The 22058-nt window shown below is 35.9% G+C and carries 25 protein-coding genes, 1 pseudogene and 2 riboswitches; of the genes and pseudogenes, 4 read left to right on the top strand and 22 right to left on the bottom strand.

Annotated elements, in window-relative coordinates; translation table 11 throughout:
* Positions 1-74: 74 nt before the first annotated feature.
* A riboswitch (purine riboswitch) is annotated at positions 75-176 on the bottom strand.
* 164 nt (positions 177-340) lie between these two features.
* The 15 genes from ppaX to guaB all read right to left on the bottom strand — a co-directional run bounded on the left by ppaX (position 341) and on the right by guaB (position 12539).
* A complete protein-coding gene (gene ppaX / locus EDD71_RS07850) occupies positions 341-1009 on the bottom strand; it encodes a pyrophosphatase PpaX (RefSeq protein ID WP_133628195.1) in 669 nt (222 codons plus the stop codon).
* Between the two features lie 282 nt (positions 1010-1291).
* Positions 1292-2416, bottom strand: coding sequence for a TolB family protein (locus tag EDD71_RS07845; RefSeq protein WP_133628194.1), 1125 nt, complete (start codon positions 2414-2416; stop codon positions 1292-1294).
* 287 nt (positions 2417-2703) lie between these two features.
* Positions 2704-3282, bottom strand: a complete 579-nt coding sequence (locus EDD71_RS07840) for a Uma2 family endonuclease (RefSeq protein WP_133628193.1) — start codon at positions 3280-3282, stop codon at positions 2704-2706.
* A 100-nt stretch (positions 3283-3382) separates the two neighbouring features.
* Positions 3383-3787 carry a ParB N-terminal domain-containing protein gene (locus EDD71_RS07835; RefSeq protein WP_133628192.1) on the bottom strand — a complete coding sequence of 135 codons (405 nt, stop codon included), beginning with the start codon at positions 3785-3787 and terminating at the stop codon, positions 3383-3385.
* 179 nt (positions 3788-3966) lie between these two features.
* A complete protein-coding gene (locus EDD71_RS07830; RefSeq protein WP_133628191.1) occupies positions 3967-4152 on the bottom strand; it encodes a hypothetical protein in 186 nt (61 codons plus the stop codon).
* A gap of 130 nt (positions 4153-4282) precedes the next feature.
* A complete protein-coding gene (locus EDD71_RS07825; RefSeq protein WP_133628190.1) occupies positions 4283-4567 on the bottom strand; it encodes a response regulator in 285 nt (94 codons plus the stop codon).
* 108 nt (positions 4568-4675) lie between these two features.
* Positions 4676-5164: a hypothetical protein gene (locus EDD71_RS07820; protein WP_133628189.1), complete on the bottom strand. Its 489-nt coding sequence runs from the start codon at positions 5162-5164 to the stop codon at positions 4676-4678.
* Between the two features lie 12 nt (positions 5165-5176).
* Positions 5177-5479 carry a hypothetical protein gene (locus EDD71_RS07815; RefSeq protein WP_133628188.1) on the bottom strand — a complete coding sequence of 101 codons (303 nt, stop codon included), beginning with the start codon at positions 5477-5479 and terminating at the stop codon, positions 5177-5179.
* 165 nt (positions 5480-5644) lie between these two features.
* A complete protein-coding gene (locus tag EDD71_RS07810; protein ID WP_133628187.1) occupies positions 5645-6283 on the bottom strand; it encodes an ABC transporter ATP-binding protein in 639 nt (212 codons plus the stop codon).
* Between the two features lie 94 nt (positions 6284-6377).
* Positions 6378-6875, bottom strand: coding sequence for a hypothetical protein (locus EDD71_RS07805; protein ID WP_133628186.1), 498 nt, complete (start codon positions 6873-6875; stop codon positions 6378-6380).
* Positions 6868-7677 carry a membrane-spanning permease gene (locus EDD71_RS07800; RefSeq protein WP_133628185.1) on the bottom strand — a complete coding sequence of 270 codons (810 nt, stop codon included), beginning with the start codon at positions 7675-7677 and terminating at the stop codon, positions 6868-6870. Before EDD71_RS07800 ends, EDD71_RS07805 begins: the two co-directional genes overlap by 8 nt.
* Positions 7678-7726: 49 nt before the next feature.
* Positions 7727-8074, bottom strand: coding sequence for a hypothetical protein (locus EDD71_RS07795; protein ID WP_207669311.1), 348 nt, complete (start codon positions 8072-8074; stop codon positions 7727-7729).
* A 560-nt stretch (positions 8075-8634) separates the two neighbouring features.
* Positions 8635-9204: a LytR/AlgR family response regulator transcription factor gene (locus tag EDD71_RS07790; protein ID WP_133628183.1), complete on the bottom strand. Its 570-nt coding sequence runs from the start codon at positions 9202-9204 to the stop codon at positions 8635-8637.
* Positions 9205-9544: 340 nt separating this feature from the next.
* Positions 9545-11077, bottom strand: coding sequence for a glutamine-hydrolyzing GMP synthase (guaA, locus tag EDD71_RS07785; protein WP_133628182.1), 1533 nt, complete (start codon positions 11075-11077; stop codon positions 9545-9547).
* A 10-nt stretch (positions 11078-11087) separates the two neighbouring features.
* Positions 11088-12539: an IMP dehydrogenase gene (gene guaB / locus EDD71_RS07780; protein ID WP_133628181.1), complete on the bottom strand. Its 1452-nt coding sequence runs from the start codon at positions 12537-12539 to the stop codon at positions 11088-11090.
* Between the two features lie 90 nt (positions 12540-12629).
* A riboswitch (purine riboswitch) is annotated at positions 12630-12729 on the bottom strand.
* A gap of 163 nt (positions 12730-12892) precedes the next feature.
* On the opposite strand from guaB, the gene EDD71_RS07775 reads away from it, so the two are divergent.
* The gene (locus EDD71_RS07775; protein ID WP_133628180.1) at positions 12893-13711 is read left to right on the top strand and encodes a histidinol-phosphatase; all 819 of its coding nucleotides are present in this window, start codon (positions 12893-12895) and stop codon (positions 13709-13711) included.
* Positions 13712-13753: 42 nt separating this feature from the next.
* On the opposite strand, the gene serA is transcribed toward EDD71_RS07775, so the two are convergent.
* The 7 genes from serA to EDD71_RS15930 form a co-directional block, all read right to left on the bottom strand.
* Positions 13754-15355, bottom strand: a complete 1602-nt coding sequence (serA, locus tag EDD71_RS07770) for a phosphoglycerate dehydrogenase (RefSeq protein WP_133628179.1) — start codon at positions 15353-15355, stop codon at positions 13754-13756.
* A gap of 49 nt (positions 15356-15404) precedes the next feature.
* The gene (locus EDD71_RS07765) at positions 15405-16487 is read right to left on the bottom strand and encodes a pyridoxal-phosphate-dependent aminotransferase family protein (RefSeq protein WP_207669310.1); all 1083 of its coding nucleotides are present in this window, start codon (positions 16485-16487) and stop codon (positions 15405-15407) included.
* A 51-nt stretch (positions 16488-16538) separates the two neighbouring features.
* On the bottom strand, positions 16539-17477 hold the full coding sequence (gene thrB, locus EDD71_RS07760) for a homoserine kinase (protein ID WP_133628177.1): 939 nt from the start codon (positions 17475-17477) through the stop codon (positions 16539-16541).
* Positions 17467-18525, bottom strand: coding sequence for a threonine synthase (thrC, locus tag EDD71_RS07755; RefSeq protein WP_341472333.1), 1059 nt, complete (start codon positions 18523-18525; stop codon positions 17467-17469). Before thrC ends, thrB begins: the two co-directional genes overlap by 11 nt.
* A gap of 1 nt (position 18526) precedes the next feature.
* The gene (locus tag EDD71_RS07750) at positions 18527-19783 is read right to left on the bottom strand and encodes a homoserine dehydrogenase (RefSeq protein WP_133628176.1); all 1257 of its coding nucleotides are present in this window, start codon (positions 19781-19783) and stop codon (positions 18527-18529) included.
* A gap of 13 nt (positions 19784-19796) precedes the next feature.
* Positions 19797-20279, bottom strand: coding sequence for an ACT domain-containing protein (locus tag EDD71_RS07745; RefSeq protein ID WP_207669309.1), 483 nt, complete (start codon positions 20277-20279; stop codon positions 19797-19799).
* A gap of 185 nt (positions 20280-20464) precedes the next feature.
* Positions 20465-20590: a hypothetical protein gene (locus EDD71_RS15930; RefSeq protein WP_279233013.1), complete on the bottom strand. Its 126-nt coding sequence runs from the start codon at positions 20588-20590 to the stop codon at positions 20465-20467.
* Between the two features lie 79 nt (positions 20591-20669).
* On the opposite strand from EDD71_RS15930, the pseudogene EDD71_RS16115 reads away from it, so the two are divergent.
* From EDD71_RS16115 to EDD71_RS07730, 3 genes and pseudogenes are all read left to right on the top strand, one after another.
* Positions 20670-20735 (top strand): annotated as a pseudogene (locus EDD71_RS16115) (IS200/IS605 family transposase); the annotation flags it as partial.
* A gap of 321 nt (positions 20736-21056) precedes the next feature.
* Complete coding sequence (locus EDD71_RS07735; protein ID WP_207669308.1) at positions 21057-21686, top strand: hypothetical protein; 630 nt, start codon at positions 21057-21059, stop codon at positions 21684-21686.
* Between the two features lie 29 nt (positions 21687-21715).
* On the top strand, positions 21716-21928 hold the full coding sequence (locus EDD71_RS07730) for a hypothetical protein (RefSeq protein ID WP_133628175.1): 213 nt from the start codon (positions 21716-21718) through the stop codon (positions 21926-21928).
* Positions 21929-22058: the final 130 nt, after the last annotated feature.

Here is a 22058-nt window from a genome sequence, read left to right as displayed (position 1 = left end):
AAATTCCATCGCCGGAATCCATACAGGCAAACCCGGAGGTGGAATAATTGCTAGAATATATAATATTAGCATGCTCCCAACCTGGGCTCACCCATAGCCGGAGAGTTTGCGGCTCCCCCGTAGATACTCCTGAACCATATTATCAGGATTATATGGATGGCGTGGTTTCATTAAAATTACATGATTATAGTATCATAGAAAAACATATTGGTCAATATATTTTCATTAATTTTATCAAAAATGTTCGTATTATTATCGAATCGTAAAAAATAAACTACAATAATGTTCGTATATATACGAATATTATTGTAGTTTCTGTGCCAGTTTTGACTTTTAATAATCAGGCGCTCGCTCCATCAAACCTGTGGGAGGTGCTGTCCTCTACAATATCCAAAAGATCCCTTAATTTCACGATTACATAATCCGGGTTAGTATACACCACGTCTTTAAATGGTACTGCGCTATATTTTACAAAGCAGGTTTTAGTTCCTGCATTTTTTCCGCACAATATATCAACTGGGCTGTCACCCACCATTAGTGCTTCCTCTGGGGATACGCCTAAAAGCTTACATGCCTTAACCGCCGGCTCACCTTCAGGTTTGTGCTTTAATGTATCCTCCGGTGTAATTACAACATCCATCAATCCCAGGAGATTGAATATATTAAGTCCCCTCTCGGCCAAAGTCCTTCTTTTTGAGGTTACAATACCAAGTTTTATACCTCTATTCTTTAATTCCTTTAGTACTTCCTCTGCCCCCTCTATTCCCTTTATCATGGAATCATGAATACTTTCGTTATATTCTCTATAGTCCTTCAAAAGCCTGTCAGCATTTTTTTCATCGTATCGCGCAAGGGTAGTATGTAGTGGTTCTCCAAAGAACTTCACTATTTCATCTTTAGAAATATCGATATTTAGATGTTTTTTAAAAGTATATTTAAAGGACTGAACAATAAGCTCATTGGTGTCAATTAGTGTTCCATCCAGATCAAATAATACTGCATTAATCAAATATATCATCCTTCCATGTTAATTCACATATATTATAACATAATTTCCAAAACAAAAAGAACCTGAAGAGGTTCCTTTTGTCTATCTCTGCTTTTACTGGGGGAGTATAGCAAAGAACTATTTAAAAAACCCATAGATTTAATCGAGGGGTTGACAACTAAAGCCAGCATATCCTAAACCCATAGCCACGTGGTTGCTATCCTACATCAACATGCACTTAAATTTTGTAAACATTCTAGCATTTATGTTATTTAAAGTCAATATTATGGGATAATTTTCTTATTAAATATTTTTCTCAGTTATCCAAAATAACATCACAATGCTGGCGCAGTAGGGCCCATTCTCTTTAATTTCCCATATTTTTTGAGGTGGTTTATCACCGTCTACTGCTTTTCTAAATATAACCTGCCTGCCTTCTATACCCCCATCTACCCTGCTCTCAACATAATCAGCATAAACAATATATCTTCCATCGGTGGAAAAATCAGATATGTATCCATTTTGAAAATCTAATGATTTATTTTTATTCATGTCGAACAGTCTTATATTTTTTACACCGCCCTTCTCTATTGTATATGATATATATTCATCATCCGGAGACCATTTAATAGTTCCCTTTTTAACACCATTTTCCCTGTCAATTACCCTTTCTTTCCCTCCATTTAATAAATCACTTATACACAATATATATTTATTTCCTTCACGTCTTAAAAAGGCCAGTTTTCTTCCATCTCCGGAAACAACCGGGTTTCTGTCATCATATTCTGACTGTATAACCCTTTCTTCAATTCCACTTGAAAGACTGTATTTATATATTTGATGATTTTCTTTCCCTATTTCCCTTTTAGAATATATAATGGTATCGCTGTCAAAAAAGGAGATATCCATAACATCTCCCTTTATTTTGCTTATTTCTTTAGGATCCTCATCTGAGGATTTCATGTAATAAAGTTTTTTATAGATTTTTTTATCCTTTTCAGTTCTGAGTAAAAATGCAAAAACGGAGCCGTCACTGCTTATGGCAGGAGACTCGCCTTCATATAGTTTGTAATTACCTTCATAGCTTTTTATAATATTACCGTCAAAATCAATTATGGTGAATTTGTCCTTTGATGAATCCTTTTTATTTACATTATTAGTTTTATCATCATAAAGAAGTATTCTGCTTCCATTTCTCACTGAAACATCAAATTCTTCTCCATATATTTTATCTATTCCCCTTCCCTCAGGGTCAAAGGCAACTATCTCCTTCTCACTGCCAATGCGGCCTGCATATATATACTCTGTGGATTTATTGGGGGTTTTCTGTTCCCCCTTCGATGCGTTTATATCAGAGCTCTGCAGCTTATTGCATGAGAAGGAGGTGAGCAAAAGAATTGTCATTAAAAATAAAATGGATTTTCGCATAAAGCCAACCTCCTATGGATTCTACCTGGAGGATATTGTTCCCATAGAAGGTTGTTTTTATAACTTTACTCCCATTTTCCAGATATATATTTGATTTAAATCTCACATAGTTTGACCTGTTGTCCGAAGGAAGACAGGAATACCCTGTGGATAGATGTAAAATGAGCCTTCCTGGAACATCCTGACTTTACCCAATTCATATGCAAGTACGGAATCCCCCAACAGCATTGGGCATCTGAAATTTGCACCGCTATATACTCATTTTATTGATTTTCAGCATGTATCAATTATTGTTCAAACACTTTATTTAAATCCAATAACAAGTCTTCAAATATTCCTATTTTTACCTTATCCTCTTTCGAATATATCTCAGGCCTTCCATATCTTTTATTCTCATTCAATTTGTACACCATAACAATCTCATCAGTAGGATGTACAATCCAATATTCTTTGATTTCATTTTTTTCATATAAAGCTAATTTTTTTATATAGTCAATTGAAGCTGTAGATGGAGAAACTATTTCCATCACAAGATCCGGACTTCCTTTGCAGCCCCTATCGTCTAACTTCGATTTATCACATATTATTGATATATCTGGCTGAACAACATTTCTTATATCATTATCTTCATCTTCTATCTTGGCTAACCGCACATCAAATGGTGATCCATAGACTTTACAAGTTTTATCAATTAAATAGTTGGATATCTGTCTTAACAGCTCCACCTGTATTTCCTGATGCCTTCGAGAAGGAGCAGCACTCATATATGCCACTCCATCAAGTAACTCCCATCTTTCCCCTTCCGGCCACATTAAGTAATCTGCGTATGTATAGTTGCCTGATAGTTTTCTTAGCGGCTCTTCCATTCTTTCACTTCCTTTTATCAGTTTATCTATATTATGCCATATTTAGCGTTAAAATTCATGTAGTTATACTACATGCCTTGACTAATAAAACTCAATATGACTACTGTAATCTTCTTTCTTCCAATTCAGCTTGCATTTTCCTGCATCTGTCATACCACAATATTTCATATTGTTCGCCATCAAGAATCCTATTATCTAAATGAGAGATATTTGTAATACCCTCGTTCACACACCAATCCACACAAATCTGATATGCCTCCCAATTCAGCTCATCTGTATCCCAAAATACACGAATTTTCTCAAATCCCAGTTTATATAGAGCCAAAGCTCTCGTATGCCCATCGGTAAATATTATTTTCCCGTTCAGGTATTTTACTGGTATTGGGTCATAATTATAATCATTCTTTGCATTTAACCATTTATAAATCGCCATAAGTTTTTCATTTGATATAAATAATTGTGAAGGTTGAATATCTAAAATGCTTAATTCAGTCAATTCTGACATACCTAAAATCCTTTCTCACCTAACTTAAAATTTTTGCTATCTTAGACGTAACTGCAAGAAACTTGAATAAATATATAACCCAATAAGGCTGACACCTGTCTCTACAGCATTTAAATCCTAAGAAACGTGGGATAGCTGTCACTCCACTCATAGTTCTTTATCCTGTTTTTCAGAAGGAGTCAGTTCATTATTTTTACGATTAACTTAATAATTAACAAAGGTATACCTATACTTGCCGAAGCACCTAAAATTACAATGAGAATTGATTTTACTTTATCTTTTTCTCTTAAATCTGTAGATTTCCTTTCTCTTACATCAACAACATCAACAATAAAACCAACTGCATTTCTTATAGCTTTAAACATAAACTCCACTCACTCAGTTTTATTATACCATGTAATTATCATTGTAGTAATAAAATGGTAATAAAATGTTTAAATATTACAAAATAGAGGTTCAACAATGAATTTTATGATTTAAAATTTATCCCATAAATTACATTGCAATATCGTTGGCAAAAAATATAGAAAGCCATCCGATACCTCTATACAGTATGTGAGCATCCGTTTTATCCCAACCCCTTCTGCAAACTTCATACCCATCCGCCCCCGGAAGCATAATATCCAGAAGTATCAAATCATAACTGAAGGATTCTATGCTTTTAAGGGCCTCATCCCCTGCATAGGCTCCGTAGGTTTCAAAACCTTCCTCCTCCAGTATGCCCCTTATCAAATTAACAATATCCCTGTCATCATCTACAATCAGTATCTTTTCCTTCATTCCATCACATCCTGCGTTATTTTATATATAATTTACCATAAAAATTGTCTGAATAAAAAGCAAATAATCACATAAGGGGAGAATACATGTATTCCCCCCTTAGTGTTATTACGGAATCATACCCATGAGTGTGTCCAAGTCTGAGTTTAACTTGGTTAGAGCGGCATTTCTATCCTTTTGCATCTGGATTATTTTATCCAGCCCCGCAAGTGCCCCATCATAGTTTTTATTAATCTTGTTTGTCCTTATTCTCTCATACTCAATGAAGTACGAACCCCATCCCTTAACCTTTATCATGTCATCCTTGATAACCTGAAGCTGAGCCTCCATCTTGTCCAGTGTTTCCATTGGAATTGCCTTTTTGTCCTTTCTGAGTGCCTTCACCTTTTCCTTCATTTGTGCTGTCTTCTCCTTTGCCTGCTCCCTTAATGTCTTGTTCTGCTCTTTTTGTTCCTTAATAACCGAGAGCTTTTCCTTTAGCTTTTGCCTGTACTCGGAAAGCTGTGCCCTGGTTTCCTGAGGGGTTGTTTCCGCATAGGCAAAGCCTGCAGGAATAATAACAAGAAGTGCCATTAATGCTGCAAGTAGTTTTTTCATAATACTACCTCCTTAAAAATTTAATTTTGACTCATCTAAATCCTCAAGCGAGTCCAAAAGCTTATCAAGTTCCTCCGAGGTTCTAACAACATCGCTTTGGATTTTGTCCGCCTCATCCCCCGTTGCCTCAGCTTCCTGCTTTTGTAAATTGGTATTTGACTCTTTACCTGAATCTGACTTCGAAGGAACCTCAGTATTGATATTTGATGTATTTATGTTTTTTGATGAGTTACTGCTGTTTTGGATTTTTAATGCCTTGACGCAGCCCGTAAGCACAATCAAAACAGCAAGCCCAAGAGCAAACAACCTCTTCATATTCCATCTCCTCCAAACCTTTCATAATTTAATTATATTCCCCAATTATTAAATGCAAATATAATAAAAATTAAAAAATTATTAAGGCTAGATATAAATAATTAGCAGCCAGTTCACATTTGAATACTCAAATAGAATGTGAACTGGCTGCCAACTATATGTACTTTATGCAATACTCTCTATCATTTTTATTGTTCTATCTTTAACTTGATATATGACATCACAAAGTTCTTCGATGTCTTCCTTGTTATGACTTGACAGTAATATTATTTTTTTATGTTTTATTTCCTTCAACAATTTTCGTACCTTTACGACAGTCTCTTCATCTAAAGAATTCATAGGCTCATCCAGTATCAAAATTTCTTGGTCTTCCATTAAAGCTTGTATTAATCCAAGCTTCTGCTTCATTCCCAATGAATAGTCTTTGACTTTCTTTTTATCATCTGGGTTAAGGCCAAAAAACTTCATATATTCTTTGATTTTATTATCCGTTATAATTCCATTAATATCTGCTAAAACTTTTAGATTTTTAAACCCTGAAAGATTATTAATAAATCCTGGAGATTCAATTATTATTCCACAACTTTCAGGAAAATCTCTGTCCTTCCCTATTTGCATATTATTAACTTTTATTTTACCCTGCGTAGGTGACATAAACCCTGCTATCATCTTAAACAGAACGCTTTTTCCGCTACCATTTTGTCCAACAAAACCATAAATTTTACCCTTTTCTAATTTTAAATTTATATTTTCTAATATAGTGTTACTCCCAAACTTTTTTGTTAAACTTTCCACAATTATCATATACCATCTCTCCCAACAGATAATCTTATCATCTTAACTGTAAATAGATATACAGTAAGCGTAAAATAATCCCCACCTATTATGTAGATGGGGATTATTTTACGCTTACATTTATACCAGCAAACTCTATTGGATTATAAAATTTTGAATAAACTCTCAACCTATGGGCCACTGAACTCCAATTTAATCCGTAACCTGATATTATGATGCCGATAGCTAGTGCAAATATTGTTGCTAAAGTGATACTAATAAAATTAAAAATAAAATTGCTTATTATTTTAGAGGTAAACCAGGTTAAGAAATTGTTTACCCTTATCTTTATAAACATATCTTTTTTATTGTTTTGAAAGCTGTTAAAAATAAAGTATAAGCTTGAGAAAATTAGGACGCTCACCAGTATATTGCTATCTATAAATACAAATGAATAGAAATCCCACATATTTGCTGTATCAGAAACATGCCTATTTAAGTAAACATATTCTCTCCCTGCATATATTATAAATGACAATAATATCAAGCCAAATATTGTAATAATCCTCAAGTTTAGTTTCTTGTAATCATATAATATTGAATATTTTATTACTCTATTCATAGCTATTACCCCAATATGTTTTATACAAAAATACTGTAATACTTAATACGAATAAGATAGCTAATTGAATAAATATGTGATAAAGGTTTATCCCTTCGTAAGTGTAAAAATGATTAACTATTAATGGGTTAATTATTTTTATTCTATTTCCTATATATGCTCCAAGATAATATATTGTAAAAGGAGATACCAAAGCAACCAATGTGTTGTCCACTAGCGACGATATGGCAAGTCCCATAATTGCATATGTACCTCCCATAAAACTGGTTATTATACTATATACAAAGGCAAATAAATTAAAATTATTTTTATTAAGACTAGAAAGAAATGTATTATTATAAAAAATACTTCTAAATTCTTCCCCGGAATCCACCAAATTTATTATGGCTATATATATCATGGAGATAATAAATATGGATAGAAATCCAGATATAAATGTCGTGATAATTCTAGAGTATATATAATTTTTATAGTTGCTTCTTATAATTAAAGTTTTGTTAAAGCCACTTTTCTTGTCACTTAAATATGAAACGGTATATGGAATGCAACATATTAATGGCATTAAAACTGTATAGAAATAGTTGCCAAAGTTCCATAATGTGGCTTTATTTAAAGAGTTTCCTATTAAATGTAATTTAGCTGCATACGTCAAATCTGGTGCATTTGATAGATATAAACGTAATGCACTTTTTAAAGGTTCCATCAGCATACCGGCTAATATAGATACCAGCCCTAATATTATAGATGCTATCATGTTCCTGCTTAGTATTGCTCTCTTCAAATCAACTTTAACTATATTCATAAATTATACCTCGAACTTTCTATCCATTTTTTATAACACTAACGATTAATTATCTATTATCAGGTGACCACGATCCCGTTATATAACCTGATGTCCATTGAGAATCATGGTTCATAAAAACTGCTTTATAAATATAATTTGCTTGTCCCCAAGATCTAATTTCATGTCTTCCTAAACCAACTACTGTATAATCACTTCTTCTTTCACCATTTGAATTAGCTAAATATGTATCTACAGAGCTGCAATTATCTAGTTTAGTAAGATTTACAACCCAAGGAGCATTCGTTATTGATTTTGTCAAATAATTTGTTGATACCACTGTTTGCCATCTGGGTAATTCAAAAACACTTAAAGTTCCAATTTGACGTGCGAAAACTGACATACCAGGTATCAACATACCTAATACCAATGCTGAAATTAAAACATTTCTAAATCTTTTTTTTCATAATAAACCTTCTCAAACTTTTTATTTTTTCGTATGCAGCTAATCATTGCATTAAATTGGATTTAAGATGTTCGCGAATATTCTTTATATTCACATTATACCTAATGAATTTTTTAGTACAAGCCATTTTGCATGAAACCCCTTTTTTCTTGAATGAAATCCGTATAAGAAAATAAAATAGTGTTTTCATGCGCAAAAAAAGCCTTTTCATGCATCAAATATTTATTTTTTATTACAAACCTGTTACATTAATTATAAAAAGGAATGATTACATTGATAAATCGATTAGCTAATCTATTAACTTGCTGCATTGATAACTATAAGGTAGTAAGCAATGAGGATATTGAAAAAATAAATATGCTCTGGAGGTTCTTTTAAATGAATTTTTTAAAACAGTCTTTTTAGTTGTACTTTTTTATTCTATTGGAGGAAAATTAACATGAACACTAAGGAGAACCCAAGCCTCCAAAAACCCTTTTAAAATAATATCCTGAAAACTGTGTATCCATTTTCTAAAGATAGTTGAATTCTACCATTATTTTTTTAAGGGATAAATTGTTCACCTTATATTTTCCATTTATCGTATGAAAAGTACATTCCCTTATAAAGACTTCTACAAAAATGATTTCATCCAAATAAACCTTTATGAATATTCCTTTAATATCAAGGGTGATATAATCCCTTTCCTTTTTGGGAATAGATTCCCTGTTTACCGTATTCCTCGTAAGTTTTATAGTCATTTCCTTTACAAGCTTTTTATCATAGAGCTTTATTATATAATCATAGCAGTGGATTTTTTTGAATGCGTCTATCATATAATCAGCAAAGGTAGTTATAAACACAATCCAGCTTAAACCATATTGTGGTAATTTCCTAATTTCATATGCCAGGTCAACACCTGAGAAATCAGGAAGGTTTACATCTATATAAAAAAGATCTATTTTGTTATTCCTGGAAATCTTCATTGCATCATTTGCACATGCTGCCTCTAAAATATTAAAATTCTCGCCAAGCTCCAAGAGCATCTTAACAAGGTTACATCTTTGTACTTTATCATCTTCAACAACAAGTATATTGGCCATTTAGAATCAGTCTCTCCCTGGATTTACTTCTAAATTAAAAAAATTTAACTGTTATTGAATTTCGACGACAAATGATAAATTCCTTCTTTTATTTAACATTTGAAGGAATAATTTAAAATGTAGAACCTGCCTTAGATAAAGTTTAAAGAAGAATAACTTATTATAAATGAAATATACATTGCATTAATACCAGCATAGGTGATATCCTCATAAGATATTAGATATTGTAGAAACACTAAAAGGTGCTACAGTTTAACCCATAGCACCTTTACCATTGTAAGCTAATCGGGAGCATCCATAGATTTGTGTAAATCACATCTGTGGATGCTCTTTTTATTAACTATTCCCACTCGATGGTAGCCGGAGGCTTGCTTGTTACGTCGTATACCACTCTGTTTATTCCCTTAACCTCGTTTACTATCCTTCGTGATATATTTGCAAGAAGTTCATAGGGCATTCTATACCACTCGGAGGTCATTCCATCGACGCTCTCAACAGCCCTTATTACTGCTGTGTATGCATAGGTTCTCTCATCTCCCATAACTCCTACGCTTTTTATATCAGGAAGTACTACAAAGTACTGCCAAATATCATTTTCAAGCCCTGCCTTTTTGACCTCATCCCTTAATATATAGTCAGCCTGCCTCAATATCTCAAGCTTTTCATCCGTAACCTCACCAAGAACCCTTATTCCAAGTCCTGGACCTGGAAATGGCTGTCTGTTTACTATTTCAGGAGGTATATTTAACTTCCTTCCAACTTCCCTTACCTCATCCTTAAATAGCTCCCTTAGGGGTTCTATAAGCCTGAACTTAAGGTCTTCAGGAAGCCCTCCAACGTTGTGGTGGCTCTTAATCGTTGCAGATGTTGATGTGCCGCTTTCCACCACGTCAGGGTATATTGTACCCTGTACAAGGAATTCTGCATCGGAGAGCTCGCCTGCTTCCTCTTCAAATACCCTGATAAACTCCTCTCCTATTATCTTCCTCTTTCTTTCAGGGTCTGTAACTCCCTTGAGTTTGCTTAAAAACCTTTCCCTGGCATCAACCATAACAAGATTCATATCGAACTTTTCCCTGAAGGTTTTATAAACCTCCTCAGCCTCTCCCTGTCTTAAAAGCCCATGATCAACAAATATACATGTAAGCTGCTTTCCCACGGCTTTGTGTACAAGCACCGCTGCCACTGAAGAATCAACCCCGCCCGATAAACCGCAAATTACCCTTTTTTCTCCGACGATTTCTTTAATCTCTTTAACCTTATCCTCCACAAAGGAAGACATGTTCCAGCTTCCACTAATTCCACAAACGTTGAAGAGGAAGTTTTTAATCATCTCAAAACCATACTCTGAATGGTTAACTTCAGGATGGAACTGAACCCCATATATCTTAAGCTTATCGTTTGCAATTGCTGCGTTTTCGCAGTTTTTGCTCGAGGCTGTGGTTTTAAAACCCTCGGGAAGTTTTGATATGTGGTCAGTATGACTCATCCAGCAAATGTTCTCTTCCGGTATGCCTTTAAAAATCGGTGAAGTTCCATCCACCTTTATTTTAGTATTTCCGTATTCCCTGACCTCAGAGCCTGAAACTACTCCTCCAAGTGTGTATGCAATTAGCTGTGCCCCATAGCATATTCCAAGTACGGGAATCCCTGCTTCAAATATTTTCTTTGAGATCTTTGGAGCCCCCTCTTCGTATACACTGTTTGGCCCACCCGTGAAAATTATCCCCGCTGGCTTTCTCTCAAGTATTTTATCAACTGGAGTAGTATATGGAACAATCTCACAGTATACTTTACTTTCGCGCACCCTCCTTGCAATTAGCTGGTTATACTGTCCTCCAAAGTCTACGATTAAAACCAATTCCTTTTCCATATTATCCTCCTTAAAGAGTTGTGTAGTTTGGTGCTTCCTTTGTCATCTGTATATCGTGTGGGTGGCTCTCCCTGAGTCCTGACGAAGTCTGCACAACAAACACTGCGTTTTTCCTCAGCATCTCTATGGTTTTAGCCCCGCAGTAGCCCATTCCCGCTCTCAATCCTCCAACAAGCTGATAGATCGTATCCGATACAGGCCCCTTATAAGGCACCCTTCCTTCGACTCCTTCAGGTACAAGCTTTTTATTATCTTCCTGGAAGTACCTGTCCTTGCTTCCCCTCTGCATTGCCCCTATGGAGCCCATGCCTCTATAAACCTTAAACCTTCTTCCCTGGTATATCTCTTCCTCTCCAGGGCTTTCAGCACATCCTGCAAAGAGGGAACCTATCATAACGGTTGACGCCCCTGCTGCAAGTGCCTTTACAACATCTCCCGAATACTTTATTCCTCCATCTGCTATAACTGGTATCCCATGCTTATCTCCTTCTTCTGCACAGTCCATGACGGCAGTTAGCTGGGGAACACCAACACCTGCAACAACCCTTGTGGTGCATATTGAGCCCGGCCCTATTCCAACCTTAACGCAGTCTGCTCCTGCAAGTATTAAATCCCTTGTAGCTTCAGCCGTTGCAACGTTTCCACCTATAACCTGAAGCTCAGGGTAGGCATTTTTAATTGTGTATATAGCATCCAGTACTCCCTTTGAGTGCCCGTGGGCAGTGTCTACGACAACAACATCTACCCCCGCATTATAAAGGGCAGTTACTCTATCCATCATATCCTTTGTAACCCCAACTGCGGCACCTGCTAAAAGCCTCCCCCTGCTGTCCTTTGCTGAATTTGGGAACCTTTCAGCCTTCTCAATATCCTTTATGGTTATAAGTCCTTTAAGGTTATAGTTTTCATCAACTAAAGGAAGCTTTTCGATCTTGTGTTTTCTAAGTATCTCCTCAGCCTCCTGGAGGGTTGTTCCAACCGGAGCTGTAATAAGATTATCCTTTGTCATAACTTCCCCTATTTTCCTTGAAAAATCCCTTTCAAACCTTATGTCCCTGTTGGTAATTATTCCAACAAGTTTCGTTCCCTCTACGATGGGAACTCCGGATATTCTATATTTTTCCATGAGCCTGTCTGCGTCCATAAGGGTGTTCTCTGGGGTTAAAAAGAAGGGATCTCTTATAACACCGTTTTCAGAGCGCTTAACCTTATCAACCTCTGTGGCCTGCTCCTCTATAGACATATTCTTGTGAATTATACCTATTCCGCCCTCCCTGGCCATTGCAATTGCCATTTTGGACTCGGTCACAGTATCCATTCCGGCACTTAGAAAAGGAATGTTTAATTTGATTTTCTTCGTAAGATATGTCGTAAGCTGAACGTCCTTTGGAAGAACCTCTGATTTTTGTGGAACGAGTAAAACATCATCGAATGTGTAGGCTTGTTTTAAGATAATTCCCATTTGATTTCCTCCTTAAGCTCTGCCACTCATACGGGGAAAACAAAAAAGCATATTGCCCCCTCCTTATAAGCGAAGAACAATATGCAAAAATGCAAATCGAACCCCACTCATAGGCGGAAGTTTACGGCTTCCGGTAGAGACTCCCGAACCATATTATCGGGATTATATGAGTAAGCATGTGTTTTATTTGTTTTTTCAGTATTATAAACTTTGCCTCAAGGCTTGTCAATAGGTGACGGATACATTGTTATCGTCAAGTTGCATTAGTTTTTTTTTAATATTATAATTTTTACAATATCAAATTTTAAAAGCTCAAAAGCTGAGCTTTTGGCTTATTTAAAGGAGGAAACAATATGGCAGCAGATTATCATGTTCACATAGAAAAAGGTCCTTATACTATAGAATGGCTTAAAAAGTTTGTAGATACGGGACTTGGCAGGGGGCTAACCGAAATCGGTATTTCCGAGCATGGTTATAGATTTGATGAAGGTTATAATGCTTTTTCAAGTGATGGATTTAGAGGTGAGTGGATTAAAAGGCGCAAGGGACAGAAAATTTCCGAATATGTAGCGCTTATAGAAGAAGCAAAGGCAATGGGGCTGCCTGTGAAGCTTGGTATTGAAGCAGACTATATACCGGGAAAAGAAAAGGAAATTAAGGAATTTCTTGAGCCGTATCCATGGGACTACATCATAGGATCTGTTCACTGGATTGAAGATTGGGGTATAGACCTTAATGAATGTATGGAGAAATGGAATTCATGGGATGTTGATTCGGTTTACCTTGAGTACTTTAATATGGTTGAAAAAATGGCCAAAACGGGCATGTTTGATTTTATAGGGCACATTGACCTTGTAAAAATTTTTGGATTCAGGGCAAAACCCCATACCTTTGATAAAATAAAAAGAAACCTTGAGGAAATTGCAAAAACAGGTATTGCCATCGAAGTCTCTACGGCAGGGTTTAGAAAACCCGTAGGCGAAATTTACCCTTCAGAAAAAATAATGAAAATGATCAAGGAATACAATATACCTGTATTAGTAAATTCCGACGCTCACACACCTGAGGATGTCGCAAGGGATTTTGACAGGGCTTATAATTATATAAAGCCATACGGAATAAATACACTTTATTATTTTAAAGAAAGGAAAAGAATACCATATAACATATGAAAGGAGCAGATGCTTGCTCCTTTCATAACTTTCTAAAACAATCTATATCAATCCCTTTACGGCCTTTGCCTTTATAATACTGTTCAATTTGTTTAAGGATTCTACAGCCTCAACTGGAATTTCCTTATCCGTGTTTACAACCATAAGAGCCGTTCCGTCACTTTTATTTGGGCTTACCTGCATTGCAGAAATGTTTATGCCAAAATCACCTAAAACATTTCCGATATGACCTATAACTCCAGGCACGTCTTTGTTTTTCACAAACATCATATATTCCGTCGGCTCAAAATTAACTTTATGGCCCATATACTCCACAATCCTTATCTCATTTCCATATGTTGTTCCAGCAAATTCCACCGTTTTGCCATTGGTACCCGTAATCTTAAGTATAATAAGGCTTGAATAATGGTCTATTTCTTCAACCCTTCCCTCAACAGTTTCTATGCCCATTTCCCTGGCCCTTAGTCTGGCATTTACTACGCTTACGCCTTCCTTTAAAGCCGGCTTTAAAAGACCTTTAAGGGCATGAAGCGTTACAATTTCCGTATTGTACTTCGATATATCACCCTTATATATGACTTCCACAAGTTTAACAGGCGTTTCGTTTATCTGATAATAAAGAGCTCCCATAGCTTCACTGAGCTTCATGTAGGATTTTAATTCCAAAAATTCTTCGGATTTTACCTCTGGCAAATTCACTATATTGCCGTATAATTTTCCCTTTAATGCTCCAATAACTTCCTTTGCAATGGATATGCCTATGTTGTTCTGAGCTTCAACAGTTGAGGCGCCAAGGTGGGGTGTCACAATGACCTTTGGAAGCTCAAGCAGAGGGTTGTGAAATTCCTGATGTTCAGTATTGTATAATGGTTCAACCTCAAACACATCTATCGCCGCTGCTGCAACAATGCCTTCTCTAATGGCATTGTAAAGGGCTTTCTCGTCAATAAGGCCTCCCCTTGCACAGTTAACAAGGCGCACACCTCTTTTTACCTTTTTAAATTCCTCTTCACCTATCATTCCCTTTGTCTCCTCCGTTTTAGGAGTATGTATCGTTATAAAGTCGGACTGTTCAAGAAGTTCAGAAAGGGTAACTTTTTCTGCGCCGTATTTTTCAAACCTGCTGTCGGGTATATACGGGTCATAGGCGATTACCCTCATTTTGAAGGAAGCCAATCTCGCAGCGACAAGGGATCCAATCCTTCCTAATCCTATTATTCCAACGGTTTTACCGTTTAACTCAATACCCTTGAATTTATCTCTTCTAAAATCCCCACTTTGACATCCATTGTGAGCCTGAGGAATATTTCTTGCAATGGAAAGCATGAGCCCAACGGTAAGCTCTGCAGCGGCAACGATGTTTCCATCAGGAGTATTTACAACAATAACTCCTTTTTCTGTAGCAGCCTCAAGATCAATATTGTCAACACCATTTCCTGCCCTTCCTATAACTTTAAGCCTTTCACCCTTTTGTATAAGTTCTCTGTCAACTTTAGTTGTGCTTCTAACGATAATAGCATCATAATCCTTTATAATCTTTAAAAGTTCTTCCCTTGGAATATCCAGCTTTACATCTACATCTACATGCTTTTTGAGATATTCCATGCCGTTTTCCGATATTCTTTCCGTGACAATTACTTTCAAAATTAATTGCCTCCTTTGATTTTTAATATTTTATTATGCTAAAAAGCATTTACATTGAAGATAGGGCATCCCTTAACGCTTCAAAGGTTTTTTCAAGCATTTCTTCCGCAACATATCCCATATGGCCTATTCTTATAATCTTGCCTTTCAGAGGACCTTGTCCCCCTGTTATAAGTACATTATGCTTTTCACTCATATAGCTTATAATCTTTGAGGCATTGTAATTTTCGGGAACTTTTACTGCCGTTATCAAATCAGAAGCGATGCTTTCCTCTGGAAATAATTCCAAACCCAAACTTTTTATATATTCTCTTACCCTTTTGCCATATAAAGCTTGATTTTTGTATACATTATCCATACCTTTTTCAAGCAGCATATCCGTAGCTTTTTTTACTGCCATAATAGTGGACACCGCAGGAGTATTAGGAGTATCGGGTTTAGCTTTTAAAACGCCTTGCCTTGCTTTCTTTAAATCAAAATAAAATTTTGGAAGATTTGATTTCTCTGCCATGTTCCATGCCCTGTCACTTAAAGCCACAAAGCTTAACCCCGGAGGCGACATGAGGCACTTTTGAGAACATGTTACAACAGCATCAAGCCCCCATTCATCCATTTCAAGGGGAATGCCACCTAAAGAACTTACAGCATCGACGATGACGGGAGTATTGTATTTGTTGGCTGTCTGGGCGATTTCTCTTATGTTATTTGTAACACCCGTAGATGTTTCATTGTGTGTAACAAAAAGGGCCTTGTAATTGTCATTTTTTAGCTTGTTTTCAAGTATATTAAGGTCTACAGCCTGTCCCCAGCCAAAATCACAAAGTTCAGCGTCAAGCCCATAGGATATTGCTATATTATAAAACCTTTCACCGAAATTGCCTATACTTGCAACCAGCACCTTATCCTTTGAAGAAAAAAGATTTGCCACAACTGCTTCCATGCCGCCTGTCCCTGAGGATGTAAGGGTTAAAACTTCGTTTTTTGTTTTGAATATTTTTTTAAGGTTTTTATTAAGATTTGAAAACAACTCATAAAACTCCGGAGTCCTGTGGTGAAATGGTTGTAATCCACTGATCCTTTTTACCTCTTCAGGTACCATTGTTGGTCCCGGTGTCATCAAAATTTTATCCATTATCCTATCACTCCTATTAAAAAATATAGGTTCATATTTTGTGCTTTTTATTTACAACAGGCAATTAGTTGTTGACCCGTTTTTTATAATATGTGCACCCTTGTTGTCGCATTTGAGTTTATATACTCTGTAATCTATTTCCATGCTTTTATAAACGCTTCCTACTCCTTCTACTACTTTATCTGCACTTTCTTCGGAACAAACAGCCATAATTGTAGGACCTGCACCACTTAAAAAAGCAAAATACGCTCCACACTCCAGGGCTTTATCAAAACATTTGTACATTTCAGGTATGAGCTTGGAACGGTATTTTTGATGCAGCACATCCTGTGAAGCAATTTTTAGTAAACCATATTCTTCTGAAAAAAGGGCAGCCGCAAGAAGAGAAGATCTTCCAGTATTGAATACGGCATCTTTAAAATCTACCTTTGCAGGCAGTACATTTCTTGCTGTTTCTGTTTTTAAAACTCTGTTTGGAGTAAAGGCAACAAATTTCAAATCTTCATCCAATTCTTTCCTTATATAATAGGTTACTGCTCCGTCAAAGGCCATTATATTAAGTCCTCCAAGCAGCGCAGGCCCTACATTATCCGCATGGCCCTCCATTGAAGCAGCAAGGTTTAAAATCTCATCATCTCTCAGGGGTTTCCCAATTAGTTCATTTGCCGCCACCATGCCGCCAATTATAGCCGATGCACTGCTTCCCAGTCCGCTTCCCAGGGGGATGCCGACTTTTATTTTTATATTTAGTCCGGTATAGTCTGTCTGTGTTTTTTCAAACACTTTTTTTGCTGCCCTGTATACGAGATTATCTTGATTTTTTTCTATATCCTTATAATCCTCACCTAAAACTTCTATCAAAAGCCCATCCTCCACGAATCCCATAGAAATCTCTGTATATAAATTTAATGCAACCCCTATACAGTCAAATCCCGGTCCCAGATTTGCCGATGATGCCGGTACCCTTACCCTCACCATATCACTTACCATACAGAATTTCCTCCATAAGCTTTAAATTAGCGTCTATCGTCTCTACCTTGTCACCAAGTTTTATTGCGGTATCAGGGTCTTTTAAACCGTTTCCCGTTAAAACACATACAACTGATTCCCCTTCTTTAAAAAATCCTTCTTTATATTTCTTGATAACACCTGCAATGGAAGCAGCTGAGGCAGGCTCCGCAAAAATCCCTTCATTTTTCGCCAAAAGGCTGTATGCTTCAAGTATCTCTTCGTCAGTAACCTTATCAATGAGCCCTCCGGATTCATCCCTTGCAGTAACAGCCTTTTTCCAGCTGGCAGGATTTCCTATTCGTATGGCAGTTGCAATAGTTTCGGGATTTTCAATTATTCTGTTTTCAACTATAGGAGCCGATCCTGATGCTTGAAAGCCTATCATTTTGGGCAGCTTTTTTATTCTATGGGCATTGTAGTATTCTTTAAAGCCCATCCAGTATGCAGTTATATTTCCTGCATTTCCAACGGGAAGCGCCATGTAATCGGGAGAATCCCCAAGTTCATCGCATATTTCAAAGGAGGCAGTTTTTTGACCCTCCAGTCTATAAGGATTTATAGAATTAACCAGCATTATGGAAAACTTTTCCGAAATTTCTCTAACCAATCTTAATGCATCGTCAAAGTTTCCGTTTATAGCAATAACTTTTGCCCCATAGGCTATGGCCTGTGCAAGCTTTCCTAAAGCGATTTTGCCCCCGGGTATAAGTACAACACCTTTAAGTCCTGCCTTTGCCGCATAGGCAGCAGCAGAGGCAGATGTATTTCCTGTTGACGCACATACAACAGCACTATAGCCTCGCTCCTTTGCCATAGAAACCGCCATGGTCATGCCTCTGTCTTTAAACGAACCCGTTGGGTTTAATCCTTCGTATTTTAAATATATTTTAATTCCTGGAAAAATTTTCTCAAGATTTGCAGCTTCTATAAGAGGGGTATTGCCTTCTTTAAGACTTACTATATTTTCCTCCTTTATTTCAGGCAAAAACTCTCTATAGGCCTTTATTATTCCTTGATATTTCATCATTTTACTCCCCCTCTACCCTTATAACACTTTTTATGCTCTTTATTTCCTTAAGACTTTGCATCTCTTTTAAAGCTTCAAATATTTTTCCTGTACTTGCAATATGGGTAATCAAGACAATTTCCGCCGTATCCTCCATAACTCCTTTTTGTACCACTGACAAAAGGCTTATATCCTTATTCCCCAGTATGCCTGTAATTTTGCTCATGACACCGGGTTTATCAAGGGCAATAAGTCTTATATAATATTTGGATACAGTATCCTCAAAGGAAACGATATTAGCATCTTCATAACCGTTTTTAATTACAATATTATTTTTTACATCCATTATGTCCGCAACAACTGCGCTGGCAGTAGGCATCATACCTGCACCTTGACCATAAAACATGACCTCTCCTACAGCATTTCCGTCAACTAATATGGCATTAAATACTCCATTTACTCCATTTAAAGGGTTGCCTTTCCTTATCATAACAGGATGCACCCATGCTTCCAAACGGTCTTCTTCATCGACCTTTGCGCAGGCTATAAGCCTTATATTATATCCCAACTCTTCTGCATATTTTATATCGGATTTAGAAACAGACCTTATGCCCTTTGTATATATTTTTTCAGGAAGAATGTATTTATTAAAAGCCAATGTACAAAGTATCGCAAGTTTTCTCGCAGCATCGAATCCGTCAACATCATCTGTAGGGTCAGATTCCGCATATCCTTTTTGTCGCGCATCCTTTAAAGCTTCTTCAAAATCGAGGCCTTTCTCCTTCATTTCTGTAAGAATATAATTTGTAGTTCCGTTTAATATGCCTTTGATTTCATGTATCTTATTTGCTGCAAGGCACTGCTTTAATGGCCTTATGATTGGTATTCCACCACCAACCGATGCTTCATAAAGAATGCTTACGTTGTTTTCCATTGCAAGCTTTATAAGTTCCTTCCCATATGCTGCTATAATTTCTTTGTTGGCAGTAACTACGTTCTTGCCTTTTTTGATAGCTTTTATCATATATTCAAGGGCCGGGTGTTCTTTACCCATAACTTCTACTACAACATCTATTTCTTCGTCTTCGAGAATATCATCGGGATTGAAAATAATCTTTCCATCTGCAAGAGGTGCCCTTTTTTTATCAGGGTCTTTGACAAGTATCTTTTTTATCTCGATTTTCTCCCCTATCTTTTTCTCAATGTTTTTGCCGTTTTGATTGATTAAATGCAGCACGCCTGTTCCAACCGTTCCAAGGCCCAACAAACCTATTTTCATTTATATCCCCCTTTTACTCCCCTAAAATTTCCACTTTTCTTACGCCGTTTTGACTGGCTAATTGGCCAAGAAAATTTTCCAAACTTATTTCCATATACTGCGTATCAATAGAAATAGTAACACTTGCAACTCCCATTGATGGCATACTTTGATTTATGGTAACAATGTTGCCTCCTGAGGATGCCACCACATCGAGTATCGATGATAGCACTCCCATCGTATGTTCTAAAACCATGGAAAGCGTTATGATTTTCCCTTTGCTAAACTTAGTAAAAGGAAAAATATAATCTCTATACTTGTAAAAAACGCTGCGGGATATACCTACCTTTTTTACAGCTTCATTGATGGTCTTTGCTTTGCCTGATTCCAATAATTCCTTGGCTTTTAATGTTTTCTTTAAAAAATCGGAAAGAATCTCTTCTCTTATGATGTAAAGTTTGCTGTCATCTGCCACAATTCCACCTCCATTGTCCTTATATGGTAAACATATTTCCATGTATGAAAAACATTTTACCGCATTAACTTATAAAAATCAATATTAGTTTGGGCTTGCTAAATAAAAAATAAAGTAAGCGTAAAATAATCCCCACCTATTATGTAGATGGGGATTAATGTATCATTATTCTTGACTAAGAACTCTACAGTTGTCAGGTAATGTATCTGACCATGAAAGTAAAAAATCTAAATGTTCTTGTCCCTGGTATCGACATTTGGAGGATGTTCAAAGTAAATGGATTTACTCAGGTCACTGATTTTGTAGTCAACAATCCGCTTTTCCCATTCATCTCGTATTTCTGTTTTATTCATGATACGATTCCTCCTTTTCTCAGGAGTATTTTCTCATGAATAAAACAACATTTCTATGTGGGAAATGTTTGATGCTTACAAAGAAGATATAGGGAAAATATTGAGGAAATTATGCGAATATAAAGGAGTAGAAATAATAGAAGCAATTGTGTAATATTTTGGAATTAGAATATATGTTGTGAAAAAATAGTCACTAAAATATAATTTTAATAGTGACTATTTATGAAAAAAATGTCAATATATGAATGGACAACCAATTATGTGAACTATTACTAAATTGTATCGCCATTACAACTTTAGAAAGTATTTTAATTGCTTTGATTCCAAAAATGATTATGAACGAACGGTATTTTTTTAATATATAAAAGAAGGTGATGGGAATGTAAATATAAAACGAAAATTCAACAACAGAATTATTATAACAAAGGGGGAGATTTTATGAAAATGAAAAAAAACTTTACTAGCATTGAGTTTAACTGTAGGTATTGTTTTGACATCAAGTTTTCCAGCTTTTGCTCAGGAGAAAATTCCAAGTTATAAAGGACATAAGGCAAATGTCATTAGTGGGACTACAGAAGTTTCAAAAATGGAAATGAGCGAAGTTTTAACCTTTGACGAAATTATTGCTGAAATTGCCTTGAGTAAAAATATTTCAAAAGAGCAGGCAGCTGCTCAAGTAGTAGCTAATTTTAAGACAGATTATTCAACAATGTCAATATCACCTTATGCAGCTACATATCGAACACTCACATCTTATTTTTCTGTTACGACTGAGTATCAACCTTCTTTAAAATTTTATTGCCAAACAGAAGAGTGGTCAGGTAGTTTTAGGGCAATAGTCAGTATATTAAATGTAGGGATGAATAGATCATCCAATAATATGGTCAAACAATTTTCAGGAACTGTATACACTCACTTAGAAACTGCTAATAGAATATTTTGGATTGTAAACGGAGATTTTTATAATTTGGGAAGTACTACTGTAAATGGTGGTGTTAACATTAAGGTTGGACAATCTGCAGAAGTAAATTTTGGAGTTTCTTATGCAACAAGCTACTACGCATATTGTTACAAAGAAGGTTATTATTATTTCTGATGCAAACTAATTAATGATGGAGGGCTAAAATGAAACTAGATTCACAAAAAATTCGCACCTTTAGTATTTGCTGTGCCATAGGTGTTTTAATAATATTAAGTCCCATTATTATTACAGGCCGTTTGTATAATGAAAATAAAATTATGGGAGGACTACTTATTAGTGAGTTTGTCATGAGAACATCATGTTTCATGATTGGTTTATTAGTTATTTATGATGCGATTAAAACGCATTTTAAGTAAGTTTTTATTCTCTCGTTTCAGAAGTTTCGCAGCTAAAAAAATAAATAGGGCGTAGCCCCTTGATATGTAAGGGTTTAGATGAATAATAATTGAAATATGTAAATTCCGATTTTTACTGGAAAAAATTTAG

The organism is Fonticella tunisiensis (genome assembly GCF_004364155.1).
Lineage (GTDB): Bacteria > Bacillota > Clostridia > Clostridiales > Caloramatoraceae > Fonticella > Fonticella tunisiensis.
The sequence above is the reverse complement of the archived record's forward strand: the minus strand, read 5'-3'. Positions and strand labels throughout refer to the sequence as shown.

Excerpts from the sequence above, each read along its gene's own strand:
- EDD71_RS07845 (WP_133628194.1), bottom strand. The coding sequence starts at position 2,416 with ATGCGAAAATCCATTTTATTTTTAATGACAATTCTTTTGCTCACCTCC.
- EDD71_RS07840 (WP_133628193.1), bottom strand. The coding sequence starts at position 3,282 with ATGGAAGAGCCGCTAAGAAAACTATCAGGCAACTATACATACGCAGAT.
- EDD71_RS07835 (WP_133628192.1), bottom strand. The coding sequence starts at position 3,787 with ATGTCAGAATTGACTGAATTAAGCATTTTAGATATTCAACCTTCACAA.
- EDD71_RS07830 (WP_133628191.1), bottom strand. The coding sequence starts at position 4,152 with ATGTTTAAAGCTATAAGAAATGCAGTTGGTTTTATTGTTGATGTTGTT.
- EDD71_RS07825 (WP_133628190.1), bottom strand. The coding sequence starts at position 4,567 with ATGAAGGAAAAGATACTGATTGTAGATGATGACAGGGATATTGTTAAT.
- EDD71_RS07820 (WP_133628189.1), bottom strand. The coding sequence starts at position 5,164 with ATGAAAAAACTACTTGCAGCATTAATGGCACTTCTTGTTATTATTCCT.
- EDD71_RS07815 (WP_133628188.1), bottom strand. The coding sequence starts at position 5,479 with ATGAAGAGGTTGTTTGCTCTTGGGCTTGCTGTTTTGATTGTGCTTACG.
- EDD71_RS07810 (WP_133628187.1), bottom strand. The coding sequence starts at position 6,283 with ATGATAATTGTGGAAAGTTTAACAAAAAAGTTTGGGAGTAACACTATA.
- EDD71_RS07805 (WP_133628186.1), bottom strand. The coding sequence starts at position 6,875 with ATGAATAGAGTAATAAAATATTCAATATTATATGATTACAAGAAACTA.
- EDD71_RS07800 (WP_133628185.1), bottom strand. The coding sequence starts at position 7,677 with ATGAATATAGTTAAAGTTGATTTGAAGAGAGCAATACTAAGCAGGAAC.
- EDD71_RS07795 (WP_207669311.1), bottom strand. The coding sequence starts at position 8,074 with ATGTTGATACCTGGTATGTCAGTTTTCGCACGTCAAATTGGAACTTTA.
- EDD71_RS07790 (WP_133628183.1), bottom strand. The coding sequence starts at position 9,204 with ATGGCCAATATACTTGTTGTTGAAGATGATAAAGTACAAAGATGTAAC.
- guaA (WP_133628182.1), bottom strand. The coding sequence starts at position 11,077 with ATGGAAAAGGAATTGGTTTTAATCGTAGACTTTGGAGGACAGTATAAC.
- guaB (WP_133628181.1), bottom strand. The coding sequence starts at position 12,539 with ATGGGAATTATCTTAAAACAAGCCTACACATTCGATGATGTTTTACTC.
- EDD71_RS07775 (WP_133628180.1), top strand. The coding sequence starts at position 12,893 with ATGGCAGCAGATTATCATGTTCACATAGAAAAAGGTCCTTATACTATA.
- EDD71_RS07765 (WP_207669310.1), bottom strand. The coding sequence starts at position 16,487 with ATGGATAAAATTTTGATGACACCGGGACCAACAATGGTACCTGAAGAG.
- thrB (WP_133628177.1), bottom strand. The coding sequence starts at position 17,477 with ATGGTAAGTGATATGGTGAGGGTAAGGGTACCGGCATCATCGGCAAAT.
- thrC (WP_341472333.1), bottom strand. The coding sequence starts at position 18,525 with ATGATGAAATATCAAGGAATAATAAAGGCCTATAGAGAGTTTTTGCCT.
- EDD71_RS07750 (WP_133628176.1), bottom strand. The coding sequence starts at position 19,783 with ATGAAAATAGGTTTGTTGGGCCTTGGAACGGTTGGAACAGGCGTGCTG.
- EDD71_RS07745 (WP_207669309.1), bottom strand. The coding sequence starts at position 20,279 with ATGGAAATATGTTTACCATATAAGGACAATGGAGGTGGAATTGTGGCA.
- EDD71_RS15930 (WP_279233013.1), bottom strand. The coding sequence starts at position 20,590 with ATGAATAAAACAGAAATACGAGATGAATGGGAAAAGCGGATTGTTGAC.
- EDD71_RS07730 (WP_133628175.1), top strand. The coding sequence starts at position 21,716 with ATGAAACTAGATTCACAAAAAATTCGCACCTTTAGTATTTGCTGTGCC.